This is a genomic window from Paenibacillus lentus, from assembly GCF_003931855.1.
Taxonomy (GTDB): domain Bacteria; phylum Bacillota; class Bacilli; order Paenibacillales; family Paenibacillaceae; genus Fontibacillus; species Fontibacillus lentus.
Genome location: NZ_CP034248.1, coordinates 751,634 through 777,214 on the forward strand (window position 1 = coordinate 751,634; position 25,581 = coordinate 777,214).

A 25,581-nucleotide genomic window follows, 5' to 3' on the forward strand; every position below is an offset into this window, starting at 1 on the left:
TTTTCTCGTACAAACGGGAACTCACCTTATATTTTAATCCTTTCGATTCTGGATTTCCGTGGAAAGTATGTTTTCTTGCATAGAAAATCAATTACTTCAACAGTCTGATAAAATACATTTGGTTTCTAAAATCACCCATAAACTTGGTGCTGGCCTTTCGCTACAAATGCCCTGAAACCTCAGTTTGTTCATTTAACGATTTAACGACCTAGCGAGCCAAGGTCTGGTTTTCCTCGTTCTCTCCCCCCCACACGATCTGACGTTGCTCGTTCTCGTGCTTCACGTTGCAGCGTCTACTTTCTTGCCACCTACCTTCCGGCGTTACACATGTGGGATCCACCTTTCTAACGTTCACGTTCCAGCATCCACTTTCCAACCTCCACCAACCTCGACGTTCGTTCCACCTCCTCTCCGGCATTCACGGCCGAATGACTAAGTTCTTTAACTAAACATCCCCCTGCCCTCTTAGTACAAAATTGTTTTGATATTTCATTAATAAGTAACTCAACTTTCGCAGCTCAAATCTCCAAACAAACCCTTAATATAGCTGGGTAAACCGGAGATCCATTCCTGTAGTTGACAAAATACAGCTGTTTTGTTCTTCTTTGTTTTCGCCTGGGACATTTCGAGAAATAAACTCATGAGCTGCTGAAGTGCAGTCTGGTAATCTAGATCGCGGACCTCATCAGCAAAGAGGAAAAAGAGTCCTCCCAATGTTCGGTCATCACTCGATTGGCGTCGTTCGTATTCCATCGCCAAATATCGGCTGAATACAATCGTGGTGTGGCTAATCAGCTGATCAAAGGAGCGGCCTTGGAATTCGGTTCCCAGTTTTAAGTAGCTTTTGGTGACTTTGAAAAAGGTCTCTATGCTCCAGCGCATACCGTAAATACGTACGATTTCAGTCGCATCAAGCGTCACATCTGTACTTAAAATCGCCAGCCACTCCCGTTTTTTATTCCGGTTGCGGACAAACACAAGCTTCACGGGTAGACCGCAGGCGGTGTGTACGATGATCGAGCCTTTAATATCTTTGGCATTCGATGCAGGAAGGCTTTGAAACACCTCGCGCAGTGTCATTCGCTTGCCTTGAACTAGATAGCGTTGTTTCATTTCTTTAACCATGCCAATCACGGGCAGACCTTGGCCAGTGAGCTCGCGAAGCAGTGGAGCTTGCGTAAACCAGCTATCCATAAGCACGTAATCAGCGGTGAATCCTCCACGTAAGGCTCGTTCCAGCAAGGCTACGACAGCATCCGGCTTTCGAGAAAAGGCCTCCATCCGGCGTTTGTAGCCGTTACTGCGTTTGGAAAGATTCGAAGCCATTTCGCACAGACGGTTGGCTAATTTAGCGGAAGACAGCATGACAAAATCAAGCGGAGCAAAACTAAATCCGTCTGACCAGCCTAGCGTTAGCATAGTGTAACCTTTGGTGAATTTGCCTGTGGAGTGGTCAAATACACGTGCCAAGAGTTCCGCTTTTCTGCTACGATTTCGGCTGAGCACGGAATCGTCAATAATGAACACACGTACCCGGTGGGACGAAATGAGCGATTCGAAATGGTGCACGATTCGAAGACTCAAAGCCTGCAAAAAGCGCCGCCAAGCAAAAGAAGCCTGATTCAAAAAACGGTAGATAACATCCTTGCCGGGAAGATCTGCTCCGCGATCACTTTCCAGGAGTCGAAACCAGTTTTTCCCCTCAAAGACCAAAGAGAACACGATTTGGAAAATCGCTAGACTTGAAAGACCGAAAGATTTAGAAATACCCGCTTGTCGTAACGTTTTTCCGATGTGGAGACTGGCAAAAATTTTGGGAAAGTGAGACTGTTCAGACAGGGAATGTTGTTGTAACATAGGGTTACACACCTTTCTTGTTGGTATGGTTGATTAGACACTTCCATGATACCAAACAAGCAAGGTGTTTTTTTGTCAATACGAGTAAATCTATTGAATTCTTCTTGCGCACTCAAGGGTTTAAGTCATTTTTCTAGGTGCGAAAGTTGAGTAAGTAATCCATCAATTTATCAACGCCAATCCACCAACCCATCAATCCGCCGATCCATCAATCTATCAACACCAATCCATCAACATCAATCCGTCAATCCCCTTTTGCGAAGAAGGAGAGGCCTCTACTCAATGACTCCATACAGCAGGCATGCGATGCGCTTGAGTTCAGCCTCGATCATACTTTTGAACAAACGATGGCTACTCAATCCATCAATCCATCAACCCATCAATCCGTCAATCCTTCAAACCTTCAATTATAGCCTCTCGGCCTCAGGGCCTCTCTTCCTTAACTTGAAGTGAACGCCCCGATGAACATACCCATGAAAATTTTATATATAAAAACTAGGGAATATTCTTTAATTTCTAGCTAGAAGCGTTTTTAGCACGGATGCTATGATTTAGGGTGGGAAGGGAGGTTGCATTCCAAACATCGAAAGCGCTTAACTAAATTTATAATTTAGGAGGAGTAGAGCGAATGGGTAAAATGTTCAAACAAGCCATCACGAGTTTGCTTGCGGCAATCCTGCTTATTCCTTTAGGATGGCTGGCTCCAGCAGCAGGAGCTTCAGCGACGTCAAGCGCGGATAGTGCGCAGAGGCCAGCACGTACGGTATATCACGAAACCTTTGCAGATGGCAAAGGGAAAGCTGTGCAATCCGGTGGAGTCAGCCTGACGCCGCTCACCGGCAAAGTCTTTGACGGCAATGACGATGGAGCGGCTTTATATGTAAGCAACCGATCCAACGACTATGATGCCGTTGATTTCAAATTCGCTGATATCGGCCTCGTCAATGGCAAAACCTATACGGTAACCGCTTCTGTATACGTTGATGCAAATGAAAATGTACCTAGCGGCGCAAATGCTGTATTACAAACAGTAGATAGCTACTCCACTTTGGAGGAGGCAGATTTTGTAGCCGGAAGCGCCTTAATCCTGACCAGAGACTTTACCGTAGATACCAGCAAAGATTCAGCTCTACGTATAAAATCGAACAATGAGGGTGCAACTGTTCCGTTCTATATCGGAGATGTTCTGTTCACCGAGAAAGCATCATCCGGCGGCGGAGATCCTGAGCCACCAAGGCCGCCAGCCAAGGACTTCACTCCGATTACTTTTGAGGATCAGAAGTCGGGCGGTTTTGAAGGCAGAGCAACGACGGAAACTCTAACAGTCACGAATGAGGCAAATCATACCACAGACGGCTCCTATGCTTTGAAAGTCGAGGACAGATCTGACACCTGGCACGGTCCATCATTGCGTGTTGAGCAATACATCGATAAGGGCAGCGAGTATAAAATCACAGCCTGGGTCAAGCTGATTGATCCCGCAAACTCGCAAATTCAGCTATCCACGCAAATCGGCAATGGGGGCAGCGCAAGCTATGTCACTCTTGCCGACAAAACGATCAACGCCAGCGACGATTGGGTTAAGTTGGAGGGAATCTACCGTTATAACAGCATCAGCAGCGAATATATAACCATCTATATCGAGAGCCCTCATGCTACTGCATCTTTTTATATCGATGATATTAGCTTTGAGAAACTCTCATCTGAACCGACCGAGATCGAGAAGGATCTGCCCCCAATCAAGCAGGTTTACCAAGACAAATTCCTGATAGGCAACGCGATATCGGCTGAGGACCTCGAAGGGATTCGTCTTGAACTACTGAGCATGCATCACAATATCGCAACAGCTGGCAATGCCATGAAGCCAGATGCCCTTCAGCCTGAGAAAGGCAACTTTACCTTTGATGCCGCCGACAGGATGGTGAATAAGGTGCTAGACGAAGGCCTGCAGATGCACGGTCATGTGCTGGTATGGCATCAGCAAACGAAGGATTGGATGCATACGGACATAGTGAATAACGTCCCATTAAGTAGAGAAGAAGCGCTTAATAATATGAAGACCCACATCAGAACGGTCGTAGAGCATTTTGGCGAAAGAGTGATTTCCTGGGATGTCGTGAACGAAGCGATGGCGGATAACCCGCCTAACCCGACAGACTGGAAAGAGGCGCTGCGCAAGTCCCCATGGTACCAAGCTATTGGCCCGGATTTTGTCGAGCAGGCGTTCCTGGCAACAAGAGAGGTGCTGGATGAGAAGGGCTGGGATATCGAGCTCTACTACAATGACTACAACGATGATAACCACAATAAAGCTGAAGCTATTTACAGAATGGTCAAAGAGATCAATGAGAATTACGCCAAGACGCACCCTGGCAAACTGCTGATCGACGGTGTTGGTATGCAGGGACACTATTCAGTGAACACGAACCCTACTAATGTAGAGCTATCCTTGAAAAAATTCATCTCCTTAGGCGTAGAAGTCAGCATCACCGAGCTGGACATTCAGGCTGGAAGCGACTATCAGCTCTCCGACAAGCTTGCCGATGCTCAGGGCTATTTGTACGCACAGTTATTCAAGATGTATAAAGAGCATGCCGATCATATCGCACGCGTTACCTTCTGGGGCTTAGATGATGGCTCAAGCTGGCGAGCCTCTTCGAATCCTTTACTGTTCAATAAAAAGCTACTGGCCAAACCGGCCTACTATGCGGTCATCGATCCGGACAAATTTATCGCAGAGCATGAGCCAGAGTATAGCGAGGCCAAGCGCTCAACTGCTGCATTCGCTACCCCTGTGATCGATGGGAGCATGGACGCGGTCTGGAACAACACCGCCAGTATGCCAATCAATCAGTATCAAATGGCATGGCAGGGGGCCAGCGGCGTAGCTAAAGCGCTGTGGGACGATAAAAACCTTTATGTATTGATTCAGGTTAGCGATGCCCAGCTTGATAAGTCAAGCGACAACGCATGGGAGCAGGACTCTGTCGAAGTCTTCCTCGATGAGAACAATGCCAGAACCTCGTTCTATCAAGGCGACGATGGGCAGTATAGAATCAACTTTGACAACGAAACTTCATTTAACCCGCCAACTATCGCAGAAGGGTTTGAATCGGCAACCCAGGTTTCCGGCTCGAATTATACAGTGGAAATGAAGATCCCTTTCAAGTCAATTACTCCAACCAATAACCTGCTAATCGGCTTCGATGCCCAAATCAATGACGCCAAAGACGGAGCCCGTCAAAGCGTCGCTGCCTGGAACGATACCACTGGCAACGGATATCAGGACACTTCCATTTTTGGTGTGCTGTCCCTGATCGGCAAACCCGGCAACCCAAGCGGTGGTAGCGGGGATAGCAGCGGCGGAAGCCGTGGGGGAAGGGGCGGAAGGGGCGGCGCCTCGAGTAGTCACGGAAACAAAGACGGAAGCACCAATAGCGATACCTCCAATAACGGCAGCACAAATGCCCAGCAGATAGGAACCATTGAGGCCAAAGACGGCATGGTCACGATCAAACCGGGAGTGAAGATCGACAATGGACGTGCGACGGGTGCTATAACTAGCGACCAACTAGACAATGCGCTTGAGCAAGCTCCCCCAGCAGCAAACGGCAGAAAGCAAATTATAATCGATGTGCTGGAGCAGCCAGATACGGAATCCTATGAAATTCAGCTGCCTATCCGACACATGAAAAATCATGAGCCTTTTATGCTCTTGCTAAAAATGAAAAACGCAGCGCTTCAAATTCCCAGCACGTTACTGGCAGGCGTGGCAACAGACGCTGAGCATGCATCCATCCGCGTAGGCAGCGCTTCCACAGAAGGGTTGAATGCAGCTGCAGCTACCCTGCAGCAGCAAATCGGCAATCGCCCGATGGTCGAATTGAGCGTCATAGCTGGCGACAAGGCGATTGCCTGGACTAATCCAAATTCTTCTGTAAAAATAGCCCTTCCTTACACACCGTCCGCGGAAGAGCTGAGCCATCCAGATCACATCGTCGTTCTGTATATCGATGGCAACGGTAATGCGACACCAATTCCGAACGGACGATATGACGCAGCAACCGGAACAGTGGCTTTCCAAACCACTCCATTGGGTACCTTTGCCGTAACCTATGTATCTAGATCCTTCGACGATCTGCAGAATGTATCTTGGGCAAAACAAGCCATTGACGCATTGGCCGCCCGTGAGCTGATCAAAGGAACGGATGACCAGAGCTTTTATCCAGAAGCTACTATAACTAGGGCAGACTTCATCTCGCTGCTTATAACAACCCTGGAACTGAAAAGTGCCGGCCATTCCGAGGTCGCCTTCAGTGATGTCCCGGCCACGGCTTATTATAAAGATGCACTGGCCATTGCCAGGGAACTCGGCATCGCCGCTGGGTTCACGGACAACACGTTCAGACCTGATAGCCCGATCTCTCGCCAAGATATGATGGCTCTATCGGCACGAGCGCTTGCGGCTGTGGGCAAGCCATTCGAAGGCAGCGCTGCTTTAGACGCTTATACAGATGCGGGGAGCATTGCCGCCTATGCCAAAGATAACATTACATCGCTCGTAAAAAACGGCTTCGTAGCGGGCAAAAACGACAAGCTTGCGCCGAACGAACCGCTCACTCGCGCTGAAGCGGCTGTCATGCTGTACCGCATTTGGAAGCTGTAATCTCCGTTAGTTGAACTGAGCCTTGAACAAAAAAAGCTGACGCCCGGGTCATACCGATGTCAGCTTTTTAAAATTATGCTTGCTAATTTATTCAATTATTCACTTGGAGCAAGGTATTTATTGCTAGCTAAGTTAAAGCTTCTAAAGCTTATCATTCTCTACCCCATTGAAATCCATCGTTTATTGGGGTCTGAGATCCTTTTCACCTTCATATCATCCATATCATCCATAAACATACGTTCTAATTATCCTCGGGCAAGCTTTCAACCGCTGTAAAAAATACATCTAGAAGCTCAACTTCGAAATTAGCCCGGATGTATTCCGCGATTCGATCCAGTTCTTCGATGCTCCTATACTCCAGGCATGGACGCCCTTCGCTCCATAAAACTCTGCATTGAAATAATTCTCGTACACGCTCAATAATATAATCCTGCTCAACGGCTCCACGACCGATTGCCATGTCTCATGCCCTCCTTGCCAATTGATCTCCGTGGTACAGCTACTAGTGCTATTATTTAAAATTTAAATATTTATTTCCGTGACATTTGTCACTCGCACTATTTTTTCTAATTCATTAGTCTACATGCACCCGCATTAACGAATACGGTCCCGCCAAAATTCTTCAGCTTGGAGGCAAGGTTGCAGTATCGAAGCATGCCCTGCCAGGGATGGCGTGGCAAGGATATTACACGGACACGGAAGGCAATATTTTCGGTGTTCACCAGCCGGATCAAAACGTAAAATAGCATTTTGCCCCATCTCAGCCGCCTAAAGCTATGAATGGGACTTGCTATCTTATTTTTGCAGCTATTTGCCTAAATCGCTCATTTTAGCTTTTTACATCTATACGCCTATTTCCCATTTTAGCTTTTTGTAGCTACATACCTTCCACTCATTTTGGCTTTTTGCAGGCTAGATCCCTATTTCTCTCATTTTCGCCGTTACCTGCCCGATCCTTCCATCGGTATCCATTCCGTTAAACTTCGGAAGTGTCAATTCGCTGATGATGGCTCCATCCCGCATAAACATAATACGTTCCGTCCGCGCCGCAACCTTCGCGTCGTGGGTCACAAGCATAATCGCGGTCCCCTCTGCGTTGATTTCTGAAAAGATGTCCATAATCTCCTCCGCCGATTTGGAGTTAAGCGCGCCGGTAGGCTCGTCGCCGAAAATAATTTTCGGGCTGTTCATCAGCGCACGACATATTCCCGCCCGCTGCAGCTGCCCCCCGGATACCTGGGTAATATCGCGCTTCTCAAGCTCTGCAATGCCTACTCTTTGCATAAGCGCCAATGCCTTTGCCGTAATGTCCGCGGCGTTCTTTCTGCTGCCTCGCATAGAAGGTAGAATGATGTTGTCGAGAATGTTCAGGTGTTTCAGCATCGTCGGCTGTTGAAATACAAAGCCCATTTGGGTTCTGCGCATATCCGCAAGCTCATTCTCCCCGAACTCCGATAAATTCCTGCCATCAAAAAAGACCTGTCCCCCATCCACGCAATCCGTACCGCTCAGGGCAAACATCAGCGTGGATTTTCCCGAGCCCGAAGGCCCCATGACGGCCACGAACTCGCCTTCATCGATAGCCACGGTCACGCCGTCCAGCACATTGCGTTTTTCGTCGCCCTCACCGAAGGATTTTACAATATGATCACCAATCATGATTTTCTTCATAGGCCTACTCCTTTATATGTTCGGTAATTGTGATTCGCCCCGCTCCCGCAGTACCAAGGATGGTTGCGATCAGCACCGAACCGGTCATGATCAGCGGATTTAGCAGATAGGCGGCAAGCGGTTCGACCGTAAAACGAAACGTTGAAGCCCCAAAGGAGGAGATCACCACCCCGGCAAGCATCTCTCCGAGCGTATTCGCCAGAATCGTGCCGAGCACAATTCCAGCAATTAGAACGAATGCCGCACGCGAGACATACTGCGCCTGGATATCGGAGTTCGTAAAACCAAAAACTTTCATGACGGCAATGGAGTATCTGTCTTTGGCGACAAGCAGTTTCATGAACAGCAGTGTAACCAGTACCATGATTATGAGGGCCACCGCAATGGCCGCATAGGAGGCCTTTCCGACGGAGCTTATTGTCGAACCAAACGTCTGTGCAATATACGCATCCATATCCGAAACCTTAGCGTAAGCAAATCTGCCCGCATAGTCCGCCACCTTGCTATGGATCAGGGAAGGATCTTCAAGCTCTGCACAGATGATATACCACATCACGTCTGATGAATGGTCATTGAAAACTGCCTTTGCCGTTTTGCCTCCATTGGTAATGTCGGAATAAATGCCGCTGACCGTAAGATTTCTGTCCTTCCCTTCGATCACCAGTGTTATGACATCGCCGACCTTTTTGCCTAGCTCCTCCGCATTCAAAATCGACAGTGCAATTTCGTCTGCATTGACAGGTGCTCTGCCCGGAGAGTAAGCGATGGGAAATATCGAATGGTCGCCGAGCTCCACTTTTATATTTTTATCCGCTCCGGTCTCTGTTTGTACTTTAAACGTTTTTGTGGCAAGCACGGCATACTCGGAAATCGCCTCGTCGTCTTTCAGCGTCTTTACAATATCCGCGGCTTTCTCAGAAATCTGGTCAGTCTGCTGGAGATCAAAGCGTAAATCATAGCTCCCGACCCCCATATATTGAATGAAGCTGTTGGAGGAAATCGTGTTGTACAAATTCTGTGGCACAATCATGATAAATACGGAGATGATCAGCACGATCAACATGGTGGCGTATAACTTTTTTCTGGCAATAACATCCTTGACCCCTAGAAAAACATTCGTGTTAAACAGCCGGTTCGTGCTCAAGAGCAAATGCTTTGTAACTATCGCTTTTTCCTGCGAGGTACCGAAGCGGATGGCTTCCGCAGCAAAAATCCTCCGAAAGCGCCTCAGCACTCCGTTCACATAAGCCATAATCGCAAGAAAAACAAGCAGGATACCAATGATTCCAAAAAACGGTGCCAAAGAGGAATGGCTGCTTTCACCCATATAAAGCCGGATATTTTCAAGCAGTAGATCCTGGAAGACAAAGGACAGTCCAAAGCCCAGCAGGCACCCCGCCGCCGCAATGGCCGCATATTTGGCAAGATAAATCTTCTTGATGTCGGAAATACGCAGCCCTAATGTCTTCATCACTCCGATTTCGCGGTAATCGTCTTCAATTTTTGCAAGAAGCGTAAAGCGTATGCACATCAAGGCGATGCACACGACAAGCACGCTCACTAGCAGGATGACCCCGATCATTATCCCATCGGAAAGCGCATTGATCATTTTAAAAAGCGGATATGTAATCGTCGGCCCGTTCGCTTCCAATCCTGCCGCAGCATAGGCCGTCTCGAAAGCCCCTAATGCCGATAAATCCTTCAACCTGAATTCAATCAGGTATTCCGTACTACCCAGGCCTTTTAAATCTGCGAAGTCCTTGGCACTAACCAGAAATCGCTTCGAGGAAGAGAGCATAGAATTCATCTGCGAATCACGCAGAAATCCCGTAACGATAAACTCCTTGCCACTGATGACGGCCCGGTCGCCAATCTTTGCAGTGTTATCTCTCATATAATTGATGGGTACATACAGCTCGCCATCAGATACGTCTATGATGTTCCCGTTCAGATCAAGCAGATGGTCAAACTTATCGCTCTGGACGCTGAATCCGTTATCCTGGACACGGTCTGCAAGCGAATGATCGCCTAATACAATCCGCGCACCATCCATATTGAGAAACTCCAGTACTTGAAATTCCTCTACATTGCTGTGCTGTTCCGCAAATTCCGTTAGCCGGGCTGGATCAAACTCACCTGCATGCATCTGCATAAAATGAGGCGTCTCCGCCCGCGTCATCAGCGTATCTATCGCTCCTGACAAATTGACAATGAGTATCGCCGCAAGCGAGACAAGCATCGCTGCCGCTGCTACAAATATCGTGGTGGTCAGCGTGATCAGCTTGCTATTTGAAATATCATCGCGTATTAATCGGAAATACATAAGTCACCCCTGTGCTCAAGCTTTCTGATCGTTCCGAATTACCGTTGCCAGTTATACAGAACTAGAGCTAAAACTAAATAAGTTCACGTCGTCACGCATACGATTACTCAAGTTACTCCTGATTCATCCCAAACATCCCCATAATGTCCCCCAAGCTTCCACTTTCTGCGCCAAGCAGTCGTTCTAGGTTGTAGATAAAGGCAAGCATTCGCGACAGACGCTCCTCCTCCGTCAATACCACCATGTCACCGTCGAAAACGGTACTCGCATAAATTACAACCATTTCCATGCACTCATAGGGATACGGGGTGTGGAACACTCCCTGCTCAATCCCCTCGCGGATAATTTCCGTTAATATCGGCGGAACACCATGGATAATCACCTTTTGTATTTTTTGATGCATCAGCGCATTCTGCGGCTTGTGGATATGCTCCATAATCTCCTCGCTGCTTCCGCCGCTTATATTCAGTGCCATAACAACACGGATCATACGCTCGACAACGGGAATGCTCCTGTCTGCAGCAGCCTTCTGAGCTGCATCTAGAAGACGGGCGCTATACCGCTCAATCAGCGCGTCCATAATATCTTCCTTTGACCTGAAGTGATGATACAAGGTTCCCCGCGCAATTCCGACCTTCTCGAGAATATCGTTTGTGCTTGTCCCATCAAAGCCCTTTCGACCAAAGAGCTCATCCGCCGCATCCAGTACTTCGTTTCTGCGCTCCTCTGCATTTTTTACAACTCTCATTGTCGCACCTCCCCACACTACCCTACTTCTCCGACTCACCGACCGACTGTCTGTCGATTATATCGTAACATGTCATTTTGAGATGTCAAGAGGTGGCCCGTATGTTGCTCCTTACTGTTCATACAGCCGCCGTGTTAGTGTTTAAACGCTGCTCCGCCTTTGTCCGCCAAATATGGTCAACCACTGTCATAAGACGCCAAGACCACTTTGAGCATAAAAAAAAGCCCAGCCTCTATGCGGCCGGACTTAACAATCTACCTTCAAATGATACAGTCACTCAGCTAATAATCTTAACCTAAGAAAGCAATAGAACGTTTGACTTTTCTTGCGAATGCAATGGGGTTGTCGATCGATTCCCAGTGGACATACATCAGACGCGGCTTCTCAAACAGCCAGTGATTATGGACTGCCGTTACTGTAATTCCGTTGTTGCGAAGATTACTCAGCAATTGATTGACTTGATTCTGGAAGAGAGCCGTTTCCCCTAGACATAGCGCACGACCTGAACTGTCCAGCGATTCAAACGAGAACAGCTGATAACGGATTAAAGGTGAGGTGGTTCTTCTCCCCAAAATTGTAGCGTTAATTCTCCTATTTCTTGATACAAAACAAACCGGGCCTCTGGTGATCTCGTGCTCCGTTCCACCTAAAATACTTGAAAATTGATTACATAATCTTCTAAAGCGGGGACTTGCTTTCACTTGTTCCGCCAAATAAGTTCATCCTTTCATTTCATAATAATTATCAACTTCGTGCACAAGCTGCATTAACCCAGAAACGCAATGGATTCTTTGGTATTTCTCGCAAACACAACAGGATTTGAAATGGCCTCCCAGTGGATATACATTAAGCGCGGATTTTCATTAAGCCAGTGATTATGAAGGGCAGTCACCTTTATCCCCCGTTTACGAAGATTTGAGATTAGGCGATTAGCCTGGTTCTGATGTACGGCCGTCTCGCCCAAACAAAGCGCGCGCCCCGATTTATCCAATGATTCAAACGAGAACATTTGCATCTGAACCAGCGGGGATCGCGTTCTTCTTCCCAGGATCGTCTCATTTAAATCCGTCATCCGCGTGACAAAACAAACCGGCCCTTCTTCAATTTCTGATTCACCCCCTAGAATTCTTGCAAATTGATTACACAGCCTTTTGAATTGCGGACTTACCTTCACATGCCTTGCCATGCAAATCCTCCTTTGATCATTTTCTATCCATCTTAAGACTAGGAAGAAAAAATGAATTAGGCGAATCACTCATTTTATGCAATAAAAAAAGGACACTCATCTATTGAAAGATCGTGTCCTGCGAATTGAATTTTAAGAAGACTTGCTGTCAATCTTCATCGTTAGAATGCCTGTAAAGTAGTCATACGACACCTTCACTATTCTGCCGTTTAACTTGAACTGCTCCGGAATGTCATTGCGATTAAAATAGTTCCAAACGGTCTTCCATTTCTCCCCGAAGTAGAAGTGGAATAATTGCGCTGAAACGACTGGAATCTTGAACGATCCATCGCTGAAGCCATTCATTAACTTGGAATCAGCCAGAGACTCTATGGCAGGTCTCGCCCAGTGATTGGGAAGGTACATCCGTAAATCGCTGTTTCGCCGCATATGTATTGCTTATAGGAATGATAGAAATGGCAAGTATGACGCAAAGGGCAATCTTAATTACTAATTTTGTGTTAGAAAACTTCATGGTCTTCTTACTCCTTTATTATGGGACTGTTGTTATAGCTAGAGTGCTGCAGTTGACTCCCCATTTCTGGCGGAACACCACGTCCTTTCAACATATTAAGCACAAAATGATATCACGGTCGCTTCAGCAGCGTCCATGAAAAATCCACCCATTTTTGTTACATATATATCCATAGCCTGGGCTGCTCATACTTTCAAAGAACATGCTTGATTTATTCACATGTTCTGTTCTGGATATTGGACTTAGCGGCTCGGGACGGAGCTGCCTGCACCTTTGCATCTACGGTAATATAACTAGCAGCAAAGCAATAACTAGGATCAATTTCGTTAGCCATTCGACCTGACGGTGGCCCGCATTTTGTTCCTTGCTATTGACTGCGGCTGCCCCATAAGTGCTTAAGCGCTGCTTCAACTGCTTATCGATGACAAGCTTGCCAATAAGGGCGGCCAGCATCAATAAGGTTAAGCCCAAATGCCAATAGGCTGATGACAGTGCGCTGAGTAACCTTATCATATCAACGAAGAACAATAATACGGCTGCGGCAAACGCCAATCGGTTATACCTGTTCCAGGCGTTAATGGATATCTCCTCAAACAGCGGGGCCATCCCCGTTTCAACGCTTAAGGCCAGCCTGTCGGACAACAACGGGCGAACCCCCGCGGCCATGACGATCGCTCCGCCCACAATAAGGCCCAGCACCACATTTTCAATGGCATTCAAAATAAAAATCAACATTGTAATCCTCTCCTTTTTGATTAAATCGCAAATTAGTTGGTCAACCAACCAAATCCATGCAAAAAAAGAAAAGCAGGCTCTTATTCGGTCATATTATATCTGCTTCTCACCATTTTCTCGAGTTCCAGGTATGCACGATCCAAATCAAACTCTGGATTTAACAGCTTCTGTAAAGCTAATCCATCAAAGCAAGCCAGCATAATCGCCGCAATTGAATCCGTATCCGCTTCTTCTCCGGCGTCACCAGCAACCTTGTGCAGAATTTGCTCAATTCCGGTACGAGCATTCTCCAACAAAGCATTCACCCGGTCCGAAATTTGCGGATTGCGAAGCCCCAGAGCAAACAATTCAAAACGGAGCTTATACCAGTCAGGCTGCCTTTCCACACGCTCTTTGGGCTCGTTAAGAGCTGCTTTCGCGAGATGATCTGAAGGTACGCTGGATTGAAGCTGTTGCATATCCCGTGTGTACTGCTGCGAGGAAGCGAGTAACAGCTCGGTCAAGATTTCTTCTTTATTTCTAAAATAATAATGAATTAATCCGGGCGTGATCCCCGCCTCGTTAGCAATGTCTTTAATGGATGCTTTTTCGTATCCCTTTTCCGACATCACTTTGAATGCGGCCTCTACGACTTTATCCCGCTTTTGCTGTACCATGCCATCACCCTATTTTTCAATTTGGTTGGTTGACCAATTAAAAGAAATATAGCACAGCTCGATCCGGGCTGCAAGAATTCATTGATGTAACCTCATGGCCACCCCAGTTTATTTTGCCTTGTCCCGTCGAACCGTAAGAATATTCGGCTTATCTCCAAGGGCGCTGCGGAGCTTTTTTCGCGCTTCTACCGGAGTTCTAGCTGTAATCGGAGCCTCTTTCTGCTCGCCGTCGATTTCATAGGTTACAACGAAGCATTTTTCACCACATCTCATATCGCATCTTCCTATCTTGTTAACCCTTATTCAGTGAATCCCCCCCTCTCATGCGGATGAGAGAGGGATCTGATCATAACAGCAGCCGTCCAAATAGATCCTCTAAATCGCTAACTTCGGCTAACCCGTTAACCATAACTCTGCCGTCAGGAGCAAGACGCACCTCGAGTCTGTTCGGAATATCTTTCAGCTGATCCTGGAGATGAAGGTAGCGATCCGACAGGAAGTGATAACGTTGATTGGAGGAGCCTACCCAGGGACGACTCGTATCCAGCCTGTCTTTTTGAAAAGGCCCATCAATAAGCAGATCGGTAACGCCCAATAAGTCGAGGTCATCCTGCTTGCCCGATTGCTGCAAGTTTTCAAGCAGGTATCCCGTAAACGTCATGATCGAAAGCCCCTCATTCTTAAGGATCCCGCCTAAATGAGCAAGTGCCCGGGCTTGAGCAAAGGGTTCCCCTCCCAGAAAGGTAATTCCTTCAACTTCAGGGCCTTGAAGAATTTGTTCCGCCAATTGCTCCACTTCCATCGTAATCCCCCCGTCTTCCGCCCAAGTAAACGGAACTGCACAGCCAGGGCAATGAATGGGGCATCCTTGCACTTGAATACAAGCACGTATACCGGGCCCCTCCACTTTGGTCGCAGGAATAAATCGATGTACGCGCAGCAGCATCAATAATCCACCACCCGAACGTTGGGTTTTAGAGGCGTTGGCGCCGAAGAACGTACCGTAACTAGCGGACGAATGCGCTCGATAGCGTACTCCTTCAATCCTAGCATTTCAAAAAATTCATCTACAGCGCGAAAGCCATTGCTGCTTTGACGATATTGGATTGCCTTCTTGGCCAATACAACCCCCACCCCCGGCAAGTCTGCAATATCGCCTTCCGAGGCTGTATTAAGATCCAGCACCGGTGGAGACAATGATTGTTGAAGCCCTTCGGAGGAAGCCACCCCCTGATGTGCAGCAGGCACAGATTGCTGCGCAGGAACAGACATGCTGTGCGGCTGCGGTTCCATACGTGGTAATGATGTAAAAATAGCCCGCCTTCGTAACCTCTCTACTTGATGAGGCTTCAAGCTTAATAATTCCCCAATCTGCTCAGGAAATCGAAAACCGCCAATCGCTTCACGCTGCTGTACGATTCGCTCGGCTCCGGCGACTCCAACACCCAGAACTTCAATTAATTCATCCCGAGATGCGGTATTTACATCCACAATATCCACTTCATACCCAGCCTGCCTCGGATTCAAGGCTAATTCAATCGACTCCTCTACTGACGGCGGGGCCGGCATCCCTTGAGTATTGAGCGGGGCCTGCGGCATTGCAGGTTTGATCAGTTCAGCCAATTCAGGCTGCCTCATGAACGGGATCCAATCCGGCATTCCCGGTTTCCAGACATGGGTCTGTTCAGGTCGGATTTGTCCGCTCCCCACTAAACTTTTAATAAGATAAGCATCATAAGGACCATAAGTCTGACCGGCAATGGCTACCATCCACTCTGAGGTTGGGGGAGCCGGAGGTGAACTTCTCAACTCATCCTTCGAGTATTTATCGTTAGGTACCGCTGTTACTTCGAGTGCCTGAATAGTATAGTTCTGAATATCCCGAAGCAGTTGAACCAGGTCATCCTTATTAAATTGGCTACCAGACATATTGAACAAGTTACCCGGACCTAGTTCAATGTCATGATCTCCGCTCCGTATGATCTCAACCTGTATGAATTCCTGCCAGTTCAGATAATTCTGTTTCGTATCCGTCATCCAGTCATTGCGCCAATATACTCCAGCTTCGGTAATAAGCAGCCCATTTTTACCACTACCAAATACGGTAGCATCTATAAAAGCAATGGCATAACCCTGAACCGGAATCGATATAGCTCTATAAAACTTGGACAGCTTGTTGTGTTGAATGATCTCCTCGACGAAATAGCCAGGACCGGAGTAATTTGCGCAAATGGCTCGGATTTGATTGAAATTTATGAATCCCATCATGATCAACCCCTGATGTTAATCGTAAGCACAATCGAGTTGTCCTCTAGTACTTCTTCGCTTTCGATAGTCATGTTCTTATCTTCTACGCGTTCCTTTAGCTTTTCATATACCATAGCTTGCAAGCAGCGTTTATAGTCTTCATCTACATCCGACAGGTATTGATATACTTTACGCAAATCAGGCGCATTTCGAACCTCAACGTAAAATGGACTGTCATGGGACTGGGACTGCCTGAACAGCAGCAGGGAGTCCTCTACTCTGCATGTGATGGCATGGCCCGCGCGTACCGGGTTAACGCCGAATTCTTTAAGCGTTCGAAACAAAAGCTCCCCGTCCCGAAAATTGGTGGGAAAAGTGACTACTGGCTCGACAATCTCTGTGGCTGATGTCATGATACCCGTTCCGCTTTGGCCTTGTCCTTGGAGCTGCTCAAATATCTGCCGTCCGGCTGCCTGGTTAATGTCTGCCATAAATTGTTTGATTTTTACTTTAGAATCCGACTTCCCAAAGACTGCTGTCCATTTGCCATCATCCAGCTCCCAGAAGAAGTATAGATCTTCGCCGTCTATATGAGTTTTATAGCTTCCTCCCCATTTTTCTGCATCGTACCCGGCCTTACGTACCGTTCGCACAAGTTCAAGCTCATTTTGAAAGGTAGAAGGCTCCTTCACTTCCATCGACTCGACCCATCTATCAAAGTTCTGCTTCCCCATCACGAGGCGCAGTGTAAGCGCGACAGGGATCATTGCGAGCGAAACCGACATTTATTTTCCCCCTTCTCTGGTTTGGATCGGATTCACATTCTGTTGTTGAACCTCCACTTGCTCGGCTTCATAATATTCTTCCGTATATTCTGAATCAATCGTCTCCGCGTCGAGCAGTTGTTCTAAAATCTCGATATAATCCGTGCAGGATTTCCCTTTAATCCCGATAACATCGGCTTGAATTTGGCCATCGGGAAAGATTTGGACTCGAATCTGTTTCTTTGCCATGTCCCCCGCCCCTTTTATCTAATCTAAATGCTATGTACTTATTCGACATACGGGAAAATATCCCTTTTAAGACCCGCCGAGACATCATATGAGACTAAGCAATTACTTAAATTCTTCATATTCCCAAAGACCTGCTTTAAAAAAGGCCGATTCAAAGCGAGTCGCTTTTGAGTACGGCCCATTATATGAATGAATCGGGAACGTCAATGCTTACGCACTGCCATCCCAATGTCTCTCCTATTTCAGGATTTCTTCGATACGGCTCAGAACGTCTTCGCTGAGATCCACCCCTGACGCCTTGACATTTTCTGTTACCTGCTCCGGGCGGCTGGCGCCAACCAGTGCACTTGCTATGTTTTTCTTGCTCAGTATCCAGGCCAACGCAAGATTGCCCACGGTAATTCCCAGCTCCCCTGCAACCGATTCTAGCTGCTGCACTCTGGCAATCTTCTCTTCCGTGATTCTATTACGCATCCGCTCAAGCTTGGCCGCCCGGCTGTCCTGCGGAATGTTGGTGGCAGATGTATATTTGCCAGTCAGCAAACCTTGCGCAAGCGGAGAGAAGACGACCTGACCAATGCCGGAGCGTTCGCAAAGCGGGATGATTTCCTTCTCGATATAACGATCGAACATATTGTACACGGGCTGGTTAACGACGATACGATCCAGCAAATAACGGTCGGCAACACCAAGCGCCTCCGCGATTTGGGAGGCTTGCCACTCGCTTACGCCGGCATATAACACTTTGCCTTGGCGAATCAGATCGTCGATGGCGCGCAGCGTTTCGTGCAGAGGCGTCTCTGGATCATAGCGGTGACAATAAAATATATCCACGTAATCGTGTCCAAGGCGCTTCAAACTAGCGTTGGCCTGCTCGATAATATGCTTGCGCGACAATCCACGGTCGTTCGGGCCTTCGCCCATGGGCCAGAAAGCTTTCGTAGCAAGCACATAGGATTCACGTGGATATGCCTTCAGAGCTTTTCCAACCAGCTCTTCCGCGGCCCCTTTCTCATAAACATTGGCCGTATCAAAAAAGTTGATTCCCAGATCATAGGCAGTTTTAATCGAACTCACCGCGTTGTCCCGTTCCACGTAACCACCATATGTAAGCCAACTGCCCAAGCTGATTTCGCTGACTTTTAGCCCACTTTCGCCTAATCTTCTGTATCTCATTGCATAGCCTCCTCTATGAATGATGTAAACACTTTTATTTCCTGTTCCTCTCATTCTACATCAATTCATCTGGTCTTTGAACTTTGTGCTGATCTCACTTGCCCAAGACGTTTAACCACGCAACAAGCTCCATAAAATAAGAATTTATTAATTTCAAATATGATATTTTACAATTTTATGTATTTTCGCTAACATCCCCGTTACATCGATCTACTATTCTAGTCATGCCCGCCGCATTAACGGCTTCACGAAATTTGAACTGACTGGCCCTGCCAAAAATTCCAAAGCGGTCGGCAATGTCTCCTCCGTTACCGGAACGTTTGCCAACTGCTCCGGTGGCGTTACGCTATGGAATACTGTCATGTCCTGCGAAGAGAACTTTGGCGCAACAGCGAGATATGCCAGTTTGAATGATACGCATTATGGCTGGGTCGTTGAAATCGATCCTTTCGACAGTAAATTCCTGCGGAAACATACGGCGCTCGGCCGCTTCAACCATGAGAACACAGCCATGGGCATTGCGAAGGACGGCCGTGTCGTCGTGTACATGGGGGACGATAAGAAAGATGCTTGCGTCTACAAGTTCGTAACCAAGGGGAAATACGATGCCGCAAAGGGCCGCAGTAATTCCGACCTGCTCTCCGAGGGCACGCTATACGTCGCCAACCTGAAGGGCGGCAAATGGGCTGAAGTATCCATCGATGCCGTGAAGAAGGTGCTTCATAATGACAAGTTCAAAGCCCCCTCCGGCGTGAAGGGCACTAAAGAAGAACTGCTGCAAAAATTCCAGACGCAAGGCGACGTCGTAACGAACTGTCATGAAGCCGCGCTGCTCGTAGGCGGAACCCCGACGGATCGGCCTGAGGACGTGGAAATTTCCCCGTTCGATAACACCGTCTTTATCTGTCACACCAACAACGATAACCACGGCAACATTCACGGGCATATCACCCGTATTTTTGAAACGGACAACGATCTGGGCTCCACCTCGTTCGACTTCGAGATCTTCGCTGCAGGCGGACGTCAATCCGGCTTTAGCTCACCGGACAACCTGGCCTTTGACTCGAACGGCCATCTATGGGTCGTGACCGATATTTCATCTAGCAGTTTGAACAAGGGGGTATATACCTCATTTAAGAACAACGGCTTGTTCGTTATCCCTACGTCTGGCCCAAGCCAAGGCGAAGCCCTGCAATTTGCTTCCGGGCCAAAGGAATGCGAGATGACCGGACCGTTCTTTACCCCGGATGAGCGCACGCTGTTCTTGTCCATCCAGCACCCGGGCGAGAACACCACGGACGCAAGCAAGCCAACCAGTATGTGGCCGCATCGTCAAGGAGACAAAATCCCTCGCGAAGCCGTCGTAGCCATCCGCGGGTTCAAGCTCGGCTAATCATTGAATCGAGAGGAGACCTATCTATGCCATTCGGAAATATCGGTATCGGCGGACTCATCGTCATCCTGATCATCGCTTTGATCATTTTCGGCCCCTCCAAGCTGCCGGAGCTCGGACGCGCCTTCGGGCGCACGCTTAGCGAATTCAAGAGCGCCACACGTCAGATGATTGACGACGACAAAGAAGACAATATCGGGGGCAAAGAAGCATCGTCCACTGCTGAACAAGGGACACGCCTGACGGCTGTGGATTCCAAGAAAGGATAAGGAGATCGTCATGAAGGTCGAAAGCTCAGACACCAGCTTCGTCGGCCACTTGAGCGAACTGCGCCGCAGAATCATGTTTACGCTTATCGCGTTTATCGTAGCCCTCTGCGGCGCCTTCGTCTATGTGAAGGAGATTTATCGCTGGCTTGTGCGGGATTTGGATCAAAAGCTGGCGATTCTAGCTCCATCCGACGTCCTATGGGTCTATTTGAAATTGGCAGGAGTCGTCGCGATTGCGGTGACGCTGCCGATTGCCGCGTACCAAATCTGGCAGTTCGTGAAGCCGGCTCTGGAGCCGCGCGAGCAGCGGGCATCACTGGCTTACATCCCATGGCTGCCCATCTTGTTTGTAGGAGGCATTTCCTTCGGATACGGGATCATTTTTCCGATGGTGCTTCAATTTTTGGAGAGCATGTCCGGCGATTTTACCACGATGTATACGGCGGATAAGTATTTCTCATTTATCCTCAGCATGACGGTGCCTTTCGGACTGTTGTTCGAAATGCCGATCACCGTCATGTTCCTCACTCGAATTGGGATTCTGAATCCTGCGCGGCTCGCCAAAGCCCGAAAATTGTCTTATTTCTCCCTCGCTGTAACCGCCGTATTAATCACGCCGCCGGATATCGTGTCTGACGTACTCGTCATTATCCCGCTGTTCCTGCTATACGAGGTCAGCGTCACCTTATCCAAAATAGTCTACCGGAAACGCAAAAAATTGGAGACCGTTGCTTAATCGCTGCCGCGGTCTCTTTCTATGAACACAAAGGGGCGACCTAAGTCATCTACGATGACTTTTTGGCAGCCCCTCCTACATTCACTAGACATTATTTTGATTCTGTTGTTCTTAGATAAATTGCATCGTAAGCCAAGATAACGTTAGTTTTATCCGTGACTTTGTATACGTCATTTACCACTTCTTTGTCACTGTAACTTATATTGATTTATCCGCTTTAACAAAAATTCCACCCTTAACATAAATTTTATCTGGATGGTCAGAGTCATACTGTAAATTAGCTGGAAGAGTATCACCAGAGATGAATTTCGAGTCAGCTACTTTATTACCAGAAGCTTGAATTATTGATGTTCCAGCGACTACAGCAGCTCCAATTACCGTTGTAACCATTACTAAAGCTATTATTTTCTTCACTATATTAATACTCCATTCTGTGACTTCTGATTGGCTCCTTGAAATTACAGTTAAGTCTAATGAGTAATACTCCATTCATATATGTAATTTTATCATATATAATATCGTTTGTTGTATATTATTCCCTAAATAGGTCCCCCTTACCTATAAGGGTTACTATACAGAGAATATAGCGTGATAAATCCGCAATTTGAAACTAGCTCCTCAAAAAGGCACACTCGCCGAGCAATCATATAACTGGAATAAATTCTAAATCTTTGCTGTTTTCTTCCGATATATTGTAATGATGCACCTACCACCCAAATTTTAGGGTGCTCAGAAAGGTAGATTATCACAAATCATGTACTACAAGCTAATTACACTGGCAGCCTCGTTTATCCTGTTAGTAGGATGTTCCTCCTCTCCCGCTGCTACGAATAACATCAGCAATTCAAATTTGACTGCCTCGGAGAAGCCCATACCTCTTGACTCTGCGAAAGAAATGAGTACAGGAGTCCAAGACGAACATGTAGCGATTCCTGGGACGTCCTTGAGCTTTGTCCCATCAGCCGAATTTCAGCTAGCAGGTGGATTTGTCGGCTATGAGAGCGTGAAGCACCAGACCAGCATTATGGTTATAGAACTTCCCGTTCCTGATGGAACTCAAGCCGTCCACTATTTTGACAACTTGTTCACAGCAGATCGACTACAAACCAAAGGATTGGAGCTCCTTTCCAAGGAGAAGATACATACTGAGGCGAGCCATCAAGCTCTTCTTATCAAATGTCATCTCATTAGCGACGGGGTCACTTATGTTCAATGGATTTATATTCTAGGCAGTAAGGGACAAACAGCAGCACAAATCCAAGTAACCGCTCCAGAAGAGAACTTCATTCTCATTGAAGATCAAATCACGGACATGCTGGCCTCCTTTCAATGGACAGAAGAATCATCCGAAGCGAATCTCTACTACTCACTTGATTTGCCAACCGATTGGAAGCTGGCGAAGCAGCACGGCACTATGGAGCTATATAACAAAGATGGTGTATTTCCCGTCCCTGCAGGTGAGCCCTTATTAAGCGTATTAAACCTTCAACAAACCGTGTCAGCCGAAGATCGGCAAGCATTCTTAGACAAAATGAACTTGCAGCGAAATTATTACTCCAACTTAGAAGTTATTCATTCAGAAGATGTTGAGATTGATGGTTATCCCGCCAACATATCCTATGTATCCGGCATAGAGACACAATCAGCAAATGCGGTAATCAAACAATATTGTTACATATTTATAGACCAAACCATCATTCTCATAGAAGCCGATCAGTTGGATCAACTTAATAAGGCTGACTTTGAGAAAATAGCTCGATCCTGGAAGTTAAAATGAGCTTGTTGAAATTTCGCATTTATAATTACGGCTATTTTTAAGAGGGATTTCATAGTGTTACCTACAATCACGAACAAAACCGACACAAAAGTCAATCAATGCTTAATTGGGGCTGTGCTCTGTATTACAATGACTGTTCTCCTCAACGTATATAAGAGTATGTGCTCTATTGTTATTTAGTTTCTATGTATTTTCAAAAGCGTACCAATTCATGGAGTACCCGACTCAAATCAATGCCGGAACTATGATTATGACGGTTTATATTGCTTACGCCTTTTTCCAAGGGATATCAGGCACATTTGCTTATCAAAAATTGTTGAAAGCAGAGAAAAAGATTGTATCGTAAGTAGAGCAACTCCAAGACACCAATTCTGCTGCTGATTATTATTGAGCTAAACCAGAAAATTAACATCGGAACAATAGAGTGCTACTCATATATTAGGAAAACCCGCTTAATGAGCGGGTTTTCAATATGGAGGCGAAACGTGGCTGTGCAAATCCACAATTCGCCGCCACATGTTGCTTAGATCGTTTGATGATATATGGTCAGGCACTAACACTCGCCGCTATCGATCGGTGCGGGTTAACTATTATTGCTTAGTTTCAACTAATTGTATTAACCTTGACAACGCACTTGAGTAAGTCGAGTCATGTCTGTGCACAAACCATACCTGCAAATCCCGGTACTCTTCAGGCAAGCGGTGGGAAGCGATTATGCCCTTCTCTTCCGCCTTGGCAATTGACGACCGTGGTAGCATAGACACACCGAGCCCGGTGGAAACCCCATCTAGAATAACTGCTAACGTGCCAAACTCCATAATCTGATATGAGGCCAGGCCAGTTCCTCTCAGAAAATTCTCTGCTTTTGTCCGATGCGTGCATCCAACGTCAAAGAACAACATCGGCTTCGTAAGCAACTCATGCATATCACTTTTTCCCGGCTCAGAGATCAGCACCAATTCCTCTTCAAAAGCCGAGATATATTCTATATCTGGATCGTCAACAGGGCCATAGACGAACGCTCCATCAAGCTCGTACTCCAACACCTTTTGTAAGAGAGTATGTGTCACACCCGTAATGAGCGATAAATTAACATCCGGATATCGTGATTGATATTCGGCCAATAGAGGAGTCAGATGAATGACTGCAGTCGTTTCAATGGAACCTATCCGAAGAGGACCTGCAGGATGATCCGAGTATTGTGTAGATTTCACAGCCTCGTCCATCAGAGTCAGTATTTCATCCGCATATCCCAGTAAATTCTCGCCAGCTGGGGTTAGCGTCATCCCTCGATTGGATCGTCGAAAAAGGGGGATTTTCAACTGAGCCTCAAGATGCTGAATTCGCGTCGTCACATTAGACTGTACATAGTTCAATATTTGCGCAGCCTTGGTTATGCTCCCCTCTCGAGCTACAGCTTGAAATATTCTTAAATCTCCGCTTTCCATTTCGATGTCACCTGCTTAGTATGATCATTTATGATACTCACATTCGATTTTGTTTATTTTACTGTATGATCCCTACTCTGTACAATTCAAAATAGATTCAGCGAATTACATATTACTGGAGGAATTAGGATGAAAGCAATCGTACATGCTGGGATGAGCGGTTTGAAGGGCTTGATATATAAAGATGTTATTGACAAACAACCGGGCTTCGACGAAGTAAAAGTACGGCTGAAAACTGCAGGGTTGAATCATCGAGACTTATTTCTCATGGCGGATCGAACAAATGAGGATGCTCCCCTAATTATGGGTTCTGATGGCGCGGGTAGAATCGAAGCCGTAGGTGAAGGCGTAACACACCTTACAGTAGGCACCGATGTAATTATTTATCCGTGTCTCGGATGGGGAGTCATCCACGATGTCCCGACCGTTCCAGCCATAGTGGGCGGCCCTTCAGATGGTACATTCGCCGAGTCTATCATCATCCCTGCACAGAATGCCTTCAGCAAGCCAAATTACCTGACTTGGGAAGAAGCAGGCGTGTTGCCCTTGTCTGCCTTGACAGCCTATCGGGCTTTGTTCACAAGAGGCCGCTTAAAGCAAGGTGAGCATATCCTTATTCCTGGTATTGGTGGGGGGGTGGCGACTTATGCCATGCTTATGGCTTCAGCGGTGGGGGCACGAGTCAGTGTCACATCACGCAGTGAAACCAAAAGGCAAGCTGCTCTTGCACACGGGGCAGATCATGCCTTTGACAGTCATAGTGATTGGAAGAAAAGTATGAAAGGAGAAACAGTGGATCTCATCTTGGACAGTATCGGGCCAGCGACGTTCCAACAGTATTTTGATATCATTAAGCCAAATGGCCGTATCGTGACATTTGGAGCCAGCTCAGGAGATCGAATGGAAATAGCAATACGTTCCATATTTTACCCCCAAATCAGTATCATCGGCACCTCAATGGGAAGCAGTGAAGAGTTTATTGCTATGCTTCAATTTATGGAACTCCACTCGATACGCCCTATCATTGATAGTGTGTATCCTTTACAAGACACCCTTCAAGCCTTTCAGCGAATGCAGCAGGGGGAGCAATCTGGGAATATTGGAATAAGAATTGATTGAGGCTTGTGATATTCATCCCATAAAGTCACAGCCTGTATCTCCACATT

At 47.0% G+C, this 25,581-nt stretch carries 24 protein-coding genes and 2 pseudogenes; 7 read left to right on the plus strand and 19 right to left on the minus strand.

The window, feature by feature from the left end:
• Positions 1–208 precede the first annotated feature (208 nt).
• On the minus strand, positions 209–355 hold the full coding sequence (locus EIM92_RS23635) for a hypothetical protein (RefSeq protein ID WP_164515029.1): 147 nt from the start codon (positions 353–355) through the stop codon (positions 209–211).
• Between the two features lie 149 nt (positions 356–504).
• Positions 505–1,857 carry an IS4 family transposase gene (locus tag EIM92_RS03420; RefSeq protein ID WP_125081488.1) on the minus strand — a complete coding sequence of 451 codons (1,353 nt, stop codon included), beginning with the start codon at positions 1,855–1,857 and terminating at the stop codon, positions 505–507.
• 628 nt (positions 1,858–2,485) lie between these two features.
• Between EIM92_RS03420 and EIM92_RS03425 the strand changes: the two genes are divergently transcribed.
• Positions 2,486–6,523, plus strand: a complete 4,038-nt coding sequence (locus EIM92_RS03425) for an endo-1,4-beta-xylanase (RefSeq protein ID WP_125081489.1) — start codon at positions 2,486–2,488, stop codon at positions 6,521–6,523.
• 241 nt (positions 6,524–6,764) lie between these two features.
• Here EIM92_RS03425 and EIM92_RS03430 read toward each other — a convergent pair whose 3' ends face one another.
• On the minus strand, positions 6,765–6,983 hold the full coding sequence (locus EIM92_RS03430) for a hypothetical protein (protein WP_125081490.1): 219 nt from the start codon (positions 6,981–6,983) through the stop codon (positions 6,765–6,767).
• A 151-nt stretch (positions 6,984–7,134) separates the two neighbouring features.
• On the opposite strand from EIM92_RS03430, the pseudogene EIM92_RS24085 reads away from it, so the two are divergent.
• A pseudogene (locus EIM92_RS24085) lies at positions 7,135–7,269 on the plus strand (VOC family protein); the annotation flags it as partial.
• Positions 7,270–7,435: 166 nt separating this feature from the next.
• Here EIM92_RS24085 and EIM92_RS03440 read toward each other — a convergent pair.
• From EIM92_RS03440 to EIM92_RS03500, 14 genes are all read right to left on the minus strand, one after another.
• Positions 7,436–8,194, minus strand: a complete 759-nt coding sequence (locus EIM92_RS03440) for an ABC transporter ATP-binding protein (RefSeq protein WP_125081491.1) — start codon at positions 8,192–8,194, stop codon at positions 7,436–7,438.
• Positions 8,195–8,198: 4 nt separating this feature from the next.
• Positions 8,199–10,517, minus strand: a complete 2,319-nt coding sequence (locus EIM92_RS03445; protein WP_125081492.1) for an ABC transporter permease — start codon at positions 10,515–10,517, stop codon at positions 8,199–8,201.
• 112 nt (positions 10,518–10,629) lie between these two features.
• On the minus strand, positions 10,630–11,265 hold the full coding sequence (locus EIM92_RS03450) for a TetR/AcrR family transcriptional regulator (protein ID WP_125081493.1): 636 nt from the start codon (positions 11,263–11,265) through the stop codon (positions 10,630–10,632).
• A 290-nt stretch (positions 11,266–11,555) separates the two neighbouring features.
• The gene (locus EIM92_RS03455) at positions 11,556–11,978 is read right to left on the minus strand and encodes a DUF1259 domain-containing protein (protein WP_125081494.1); all 423 of its coding nucleotides are present in this window, start codon (positions 11,976–11,978) and stop codon (positions 11,556–11,558) included.
• A 53-nt stretch (positions 11,979–12,031) separates the two neighbouring features.
• Positions 12,032–12,451, minus strand: a complete 420-nt coding sequence (locus EIM92_RS03460; protein ID WP_125081495.1) for a DUF1259 domain-containing protein — start codon at positions 12,449–12,451, stop codon at positions 12,032–12,034.
• A 132-nt stretch (positions 12,452–12,583) separates the two neighbouring features.
• Positions 12,584–12,880 (minus strand): S-layer homology domain-containing protein, encoded by a 297-nt coding sequence (locus EIM92_RS03465; protein ID WP_125081496.1) that lies wholly within the window; start codon positions 12,878–12,880, stop codon positions 12,584–12,586.
• Between the two features lie 364 nt (positions 12,881–13,244).
• Positions 13,245–13,700, minus strand: a complete 456-nt coding sequence (locus tag EIM92_RS03470) for a hypothetical protein (protein WP_125081497.1) — start codon at positions 13,698–13,700, stop codon at positions 13,245–13,247.
• A gap of 80 nt (positions 13,701–13,780) precedes the next feature.
• A complete protein-coding gene (locus EIM92_RS03475; RefSeq protein WP_125081498.1) occupies positions 13,781–14,356 on the minus strand; it encodes a TetR/AcrR family transcriptional regulator in 576 nt (191 codons plus the stop codon).
• A 108-nt stretch (positions 14,357–14,464) separates the two neighbouring features.
• On the minus strand, positions 14,465–14,629 hold the full coding sequence (locus EIM92_RS23640; RefSeq protein WP_164515030.1) for a hypothetical protein: 165 nt from the start codon (positions 14,627–14,629) through the stop codon (positions 14,465–14,467).
• A 73-nt stretch (positions 14,630–14,702) separates the two neighbouring features.
• Positions 14,703–15,302, minus strand: coding sequence for a 4Fe-4S single cluster domain-containing protein (locus EIM92_RS03480; protein ID WP_125081499.1), 600 nt, complete (start codon positions 15,300–15,302; stop codon positions 14,703–14,705).
• Positions 15,302–16,624, minus strand: coding sequence for a helix-hairpin-helix domain-containing protein (locus EIM92_RS03485; RefSeq protein WP_125081500.1), 1,323 nt, complete (start codon positions 16,622–16,624; stop codon positions 15,302–15,304). The genes EIM92_RS03480 and EIM92_RS03485 overlap by 1 nt, the downstream gene beginning before the upstream one ends.
• 2 nt (positions 16,625–16,626) lie before the next feature.
• Entirely contained in the window at positions 16,627–17,388 is a 762-nt protein-coding gene (locus EIM92_RS03490; protein WP_125081501.1) for a hypothetical protein, read from the minus strand.
• Positions 17,389–17,616, minus strand: a complete 228-nt coding sequence (locus EIM92_RS03495; RefSeq protein WP_125081502.1) for a DUF2997 domain-containing protein — start codon at positions 17,614–17,616, stop codon at positions 17,389–17,391.
• A 237-nt stretch (positions 17,617–17,853) separates the two neighbouring features.
• A complete protein-coding gene (locus EIM92_RS03500) occupies positions 17,854–18,792 on the minus strand; it encodes an aldo/keto reductase family protein (RefSeq protein ID WP_125081503.1) in 939 nt (312 codons plus the stop codon).
• 217 nt (positions 18,793–19,009) lie between these two features.
• Here EIM92_RS03500 and EIM92_RS03505 point away from each other — a divergent pair.
• The 3 genes and pseudogenes from EIM92_RS03505 to tatC all read left to right on the plus strand — a co-directional run.
• Positions 19,010–20,185 (plus strand): annotated as a pseudogene (locus EIM92_RS03505) (PhoX family protein); the annotation flags it as partial.
• A 26-nt stretch (positions 20,186–20,211) separates the two neighbouring features.
• On the plus strand, positions 20,212–20,454 hold the full coding sequence (gene tatA, locus EIM92_RS03510) for a twin-arginine translocase TatA/TatE family subunit (protein ID WP_125081505.1): 243 nt from the start codon (positions 20,212–20,214) through the stop codon (positions 20,452–20,454).
• Positions 20,455–20,464: 10 nt separating this feature from the next.
• Positions 20,465–21,190: a twin-arginine translocase subunit TatC gene (gene tatC, locus EIM92_RS03515; protein ID WP_125081506.1), complete on the plus strand. Its 726-nt coding sequence runs from the start codon at positions 20,465–20,467 to the stop codon at positions 21,188–21,190.
• Between the two features lie 198 nt (positions 21,191–21,388).
• Here the strand turns inward: tatC and EIM92_RS03520 are convergent, their stop codons facing one another.
• Complete coding sequence (locus tag EIM92_RS03520) at positions 21,389–21,604, minus strand: hypothetical protein (protein ID WP_125081507.1); 216 nt, start codon at positions 21,602–21,604, stop codon at positions 21,389–21,391.
• 340 nt (positions 21,605–21,944) lie between these two features.
• Between EIM92_RS03520 and EIM92_RS03525 the strand changes: the two genes are divergently transcribed.
• Positions 21,945–22,967, plus strand: coding sequence for a hypothetical protein (locus tag EIM92_RS03525; RefSeq protein WP_125081508.1), 1,023 nt, complete (start codon positions 21,945–21,947; stop codon positions 22,965–22,967).
• A gap of 590 nt (positions 22,968–23,557) precedes the next feature.
• Here EIM92_RS03525 and EIM92_RS03530 read toward each other — a convergent pair.
• The gene (locus EIM92_RS03530; protein WP_125081509.1) at positions 23,558–24,415 is read right to left on the minus strand and encodes a LysR family transcriptional regulator; all 858 of its coding nucleotides are present in this window, start codon (positions 24,413–24,415) and stop codon (positions 23,558–23,560) included.
• A 129-nt stretch (positions 24,416–24,544) separates the two neighbouring features.
• Between EIM92_RS03530 and EIM92_RS03535 the strand changes: the two genes are divergently transcribed.
• Complete coding sequence (locus EIM92_RS03535) at positions 24,545–25,534, plus strand: zinc-binding dehydrogenase (RefSeq protein WP_125081510.1); 990 nt, start codon at positions 24,545–24,547, stop codon at positions 25,532–25,534.
• Positions 25,535–25,581 lie beyond the last annotated feature (47 nt).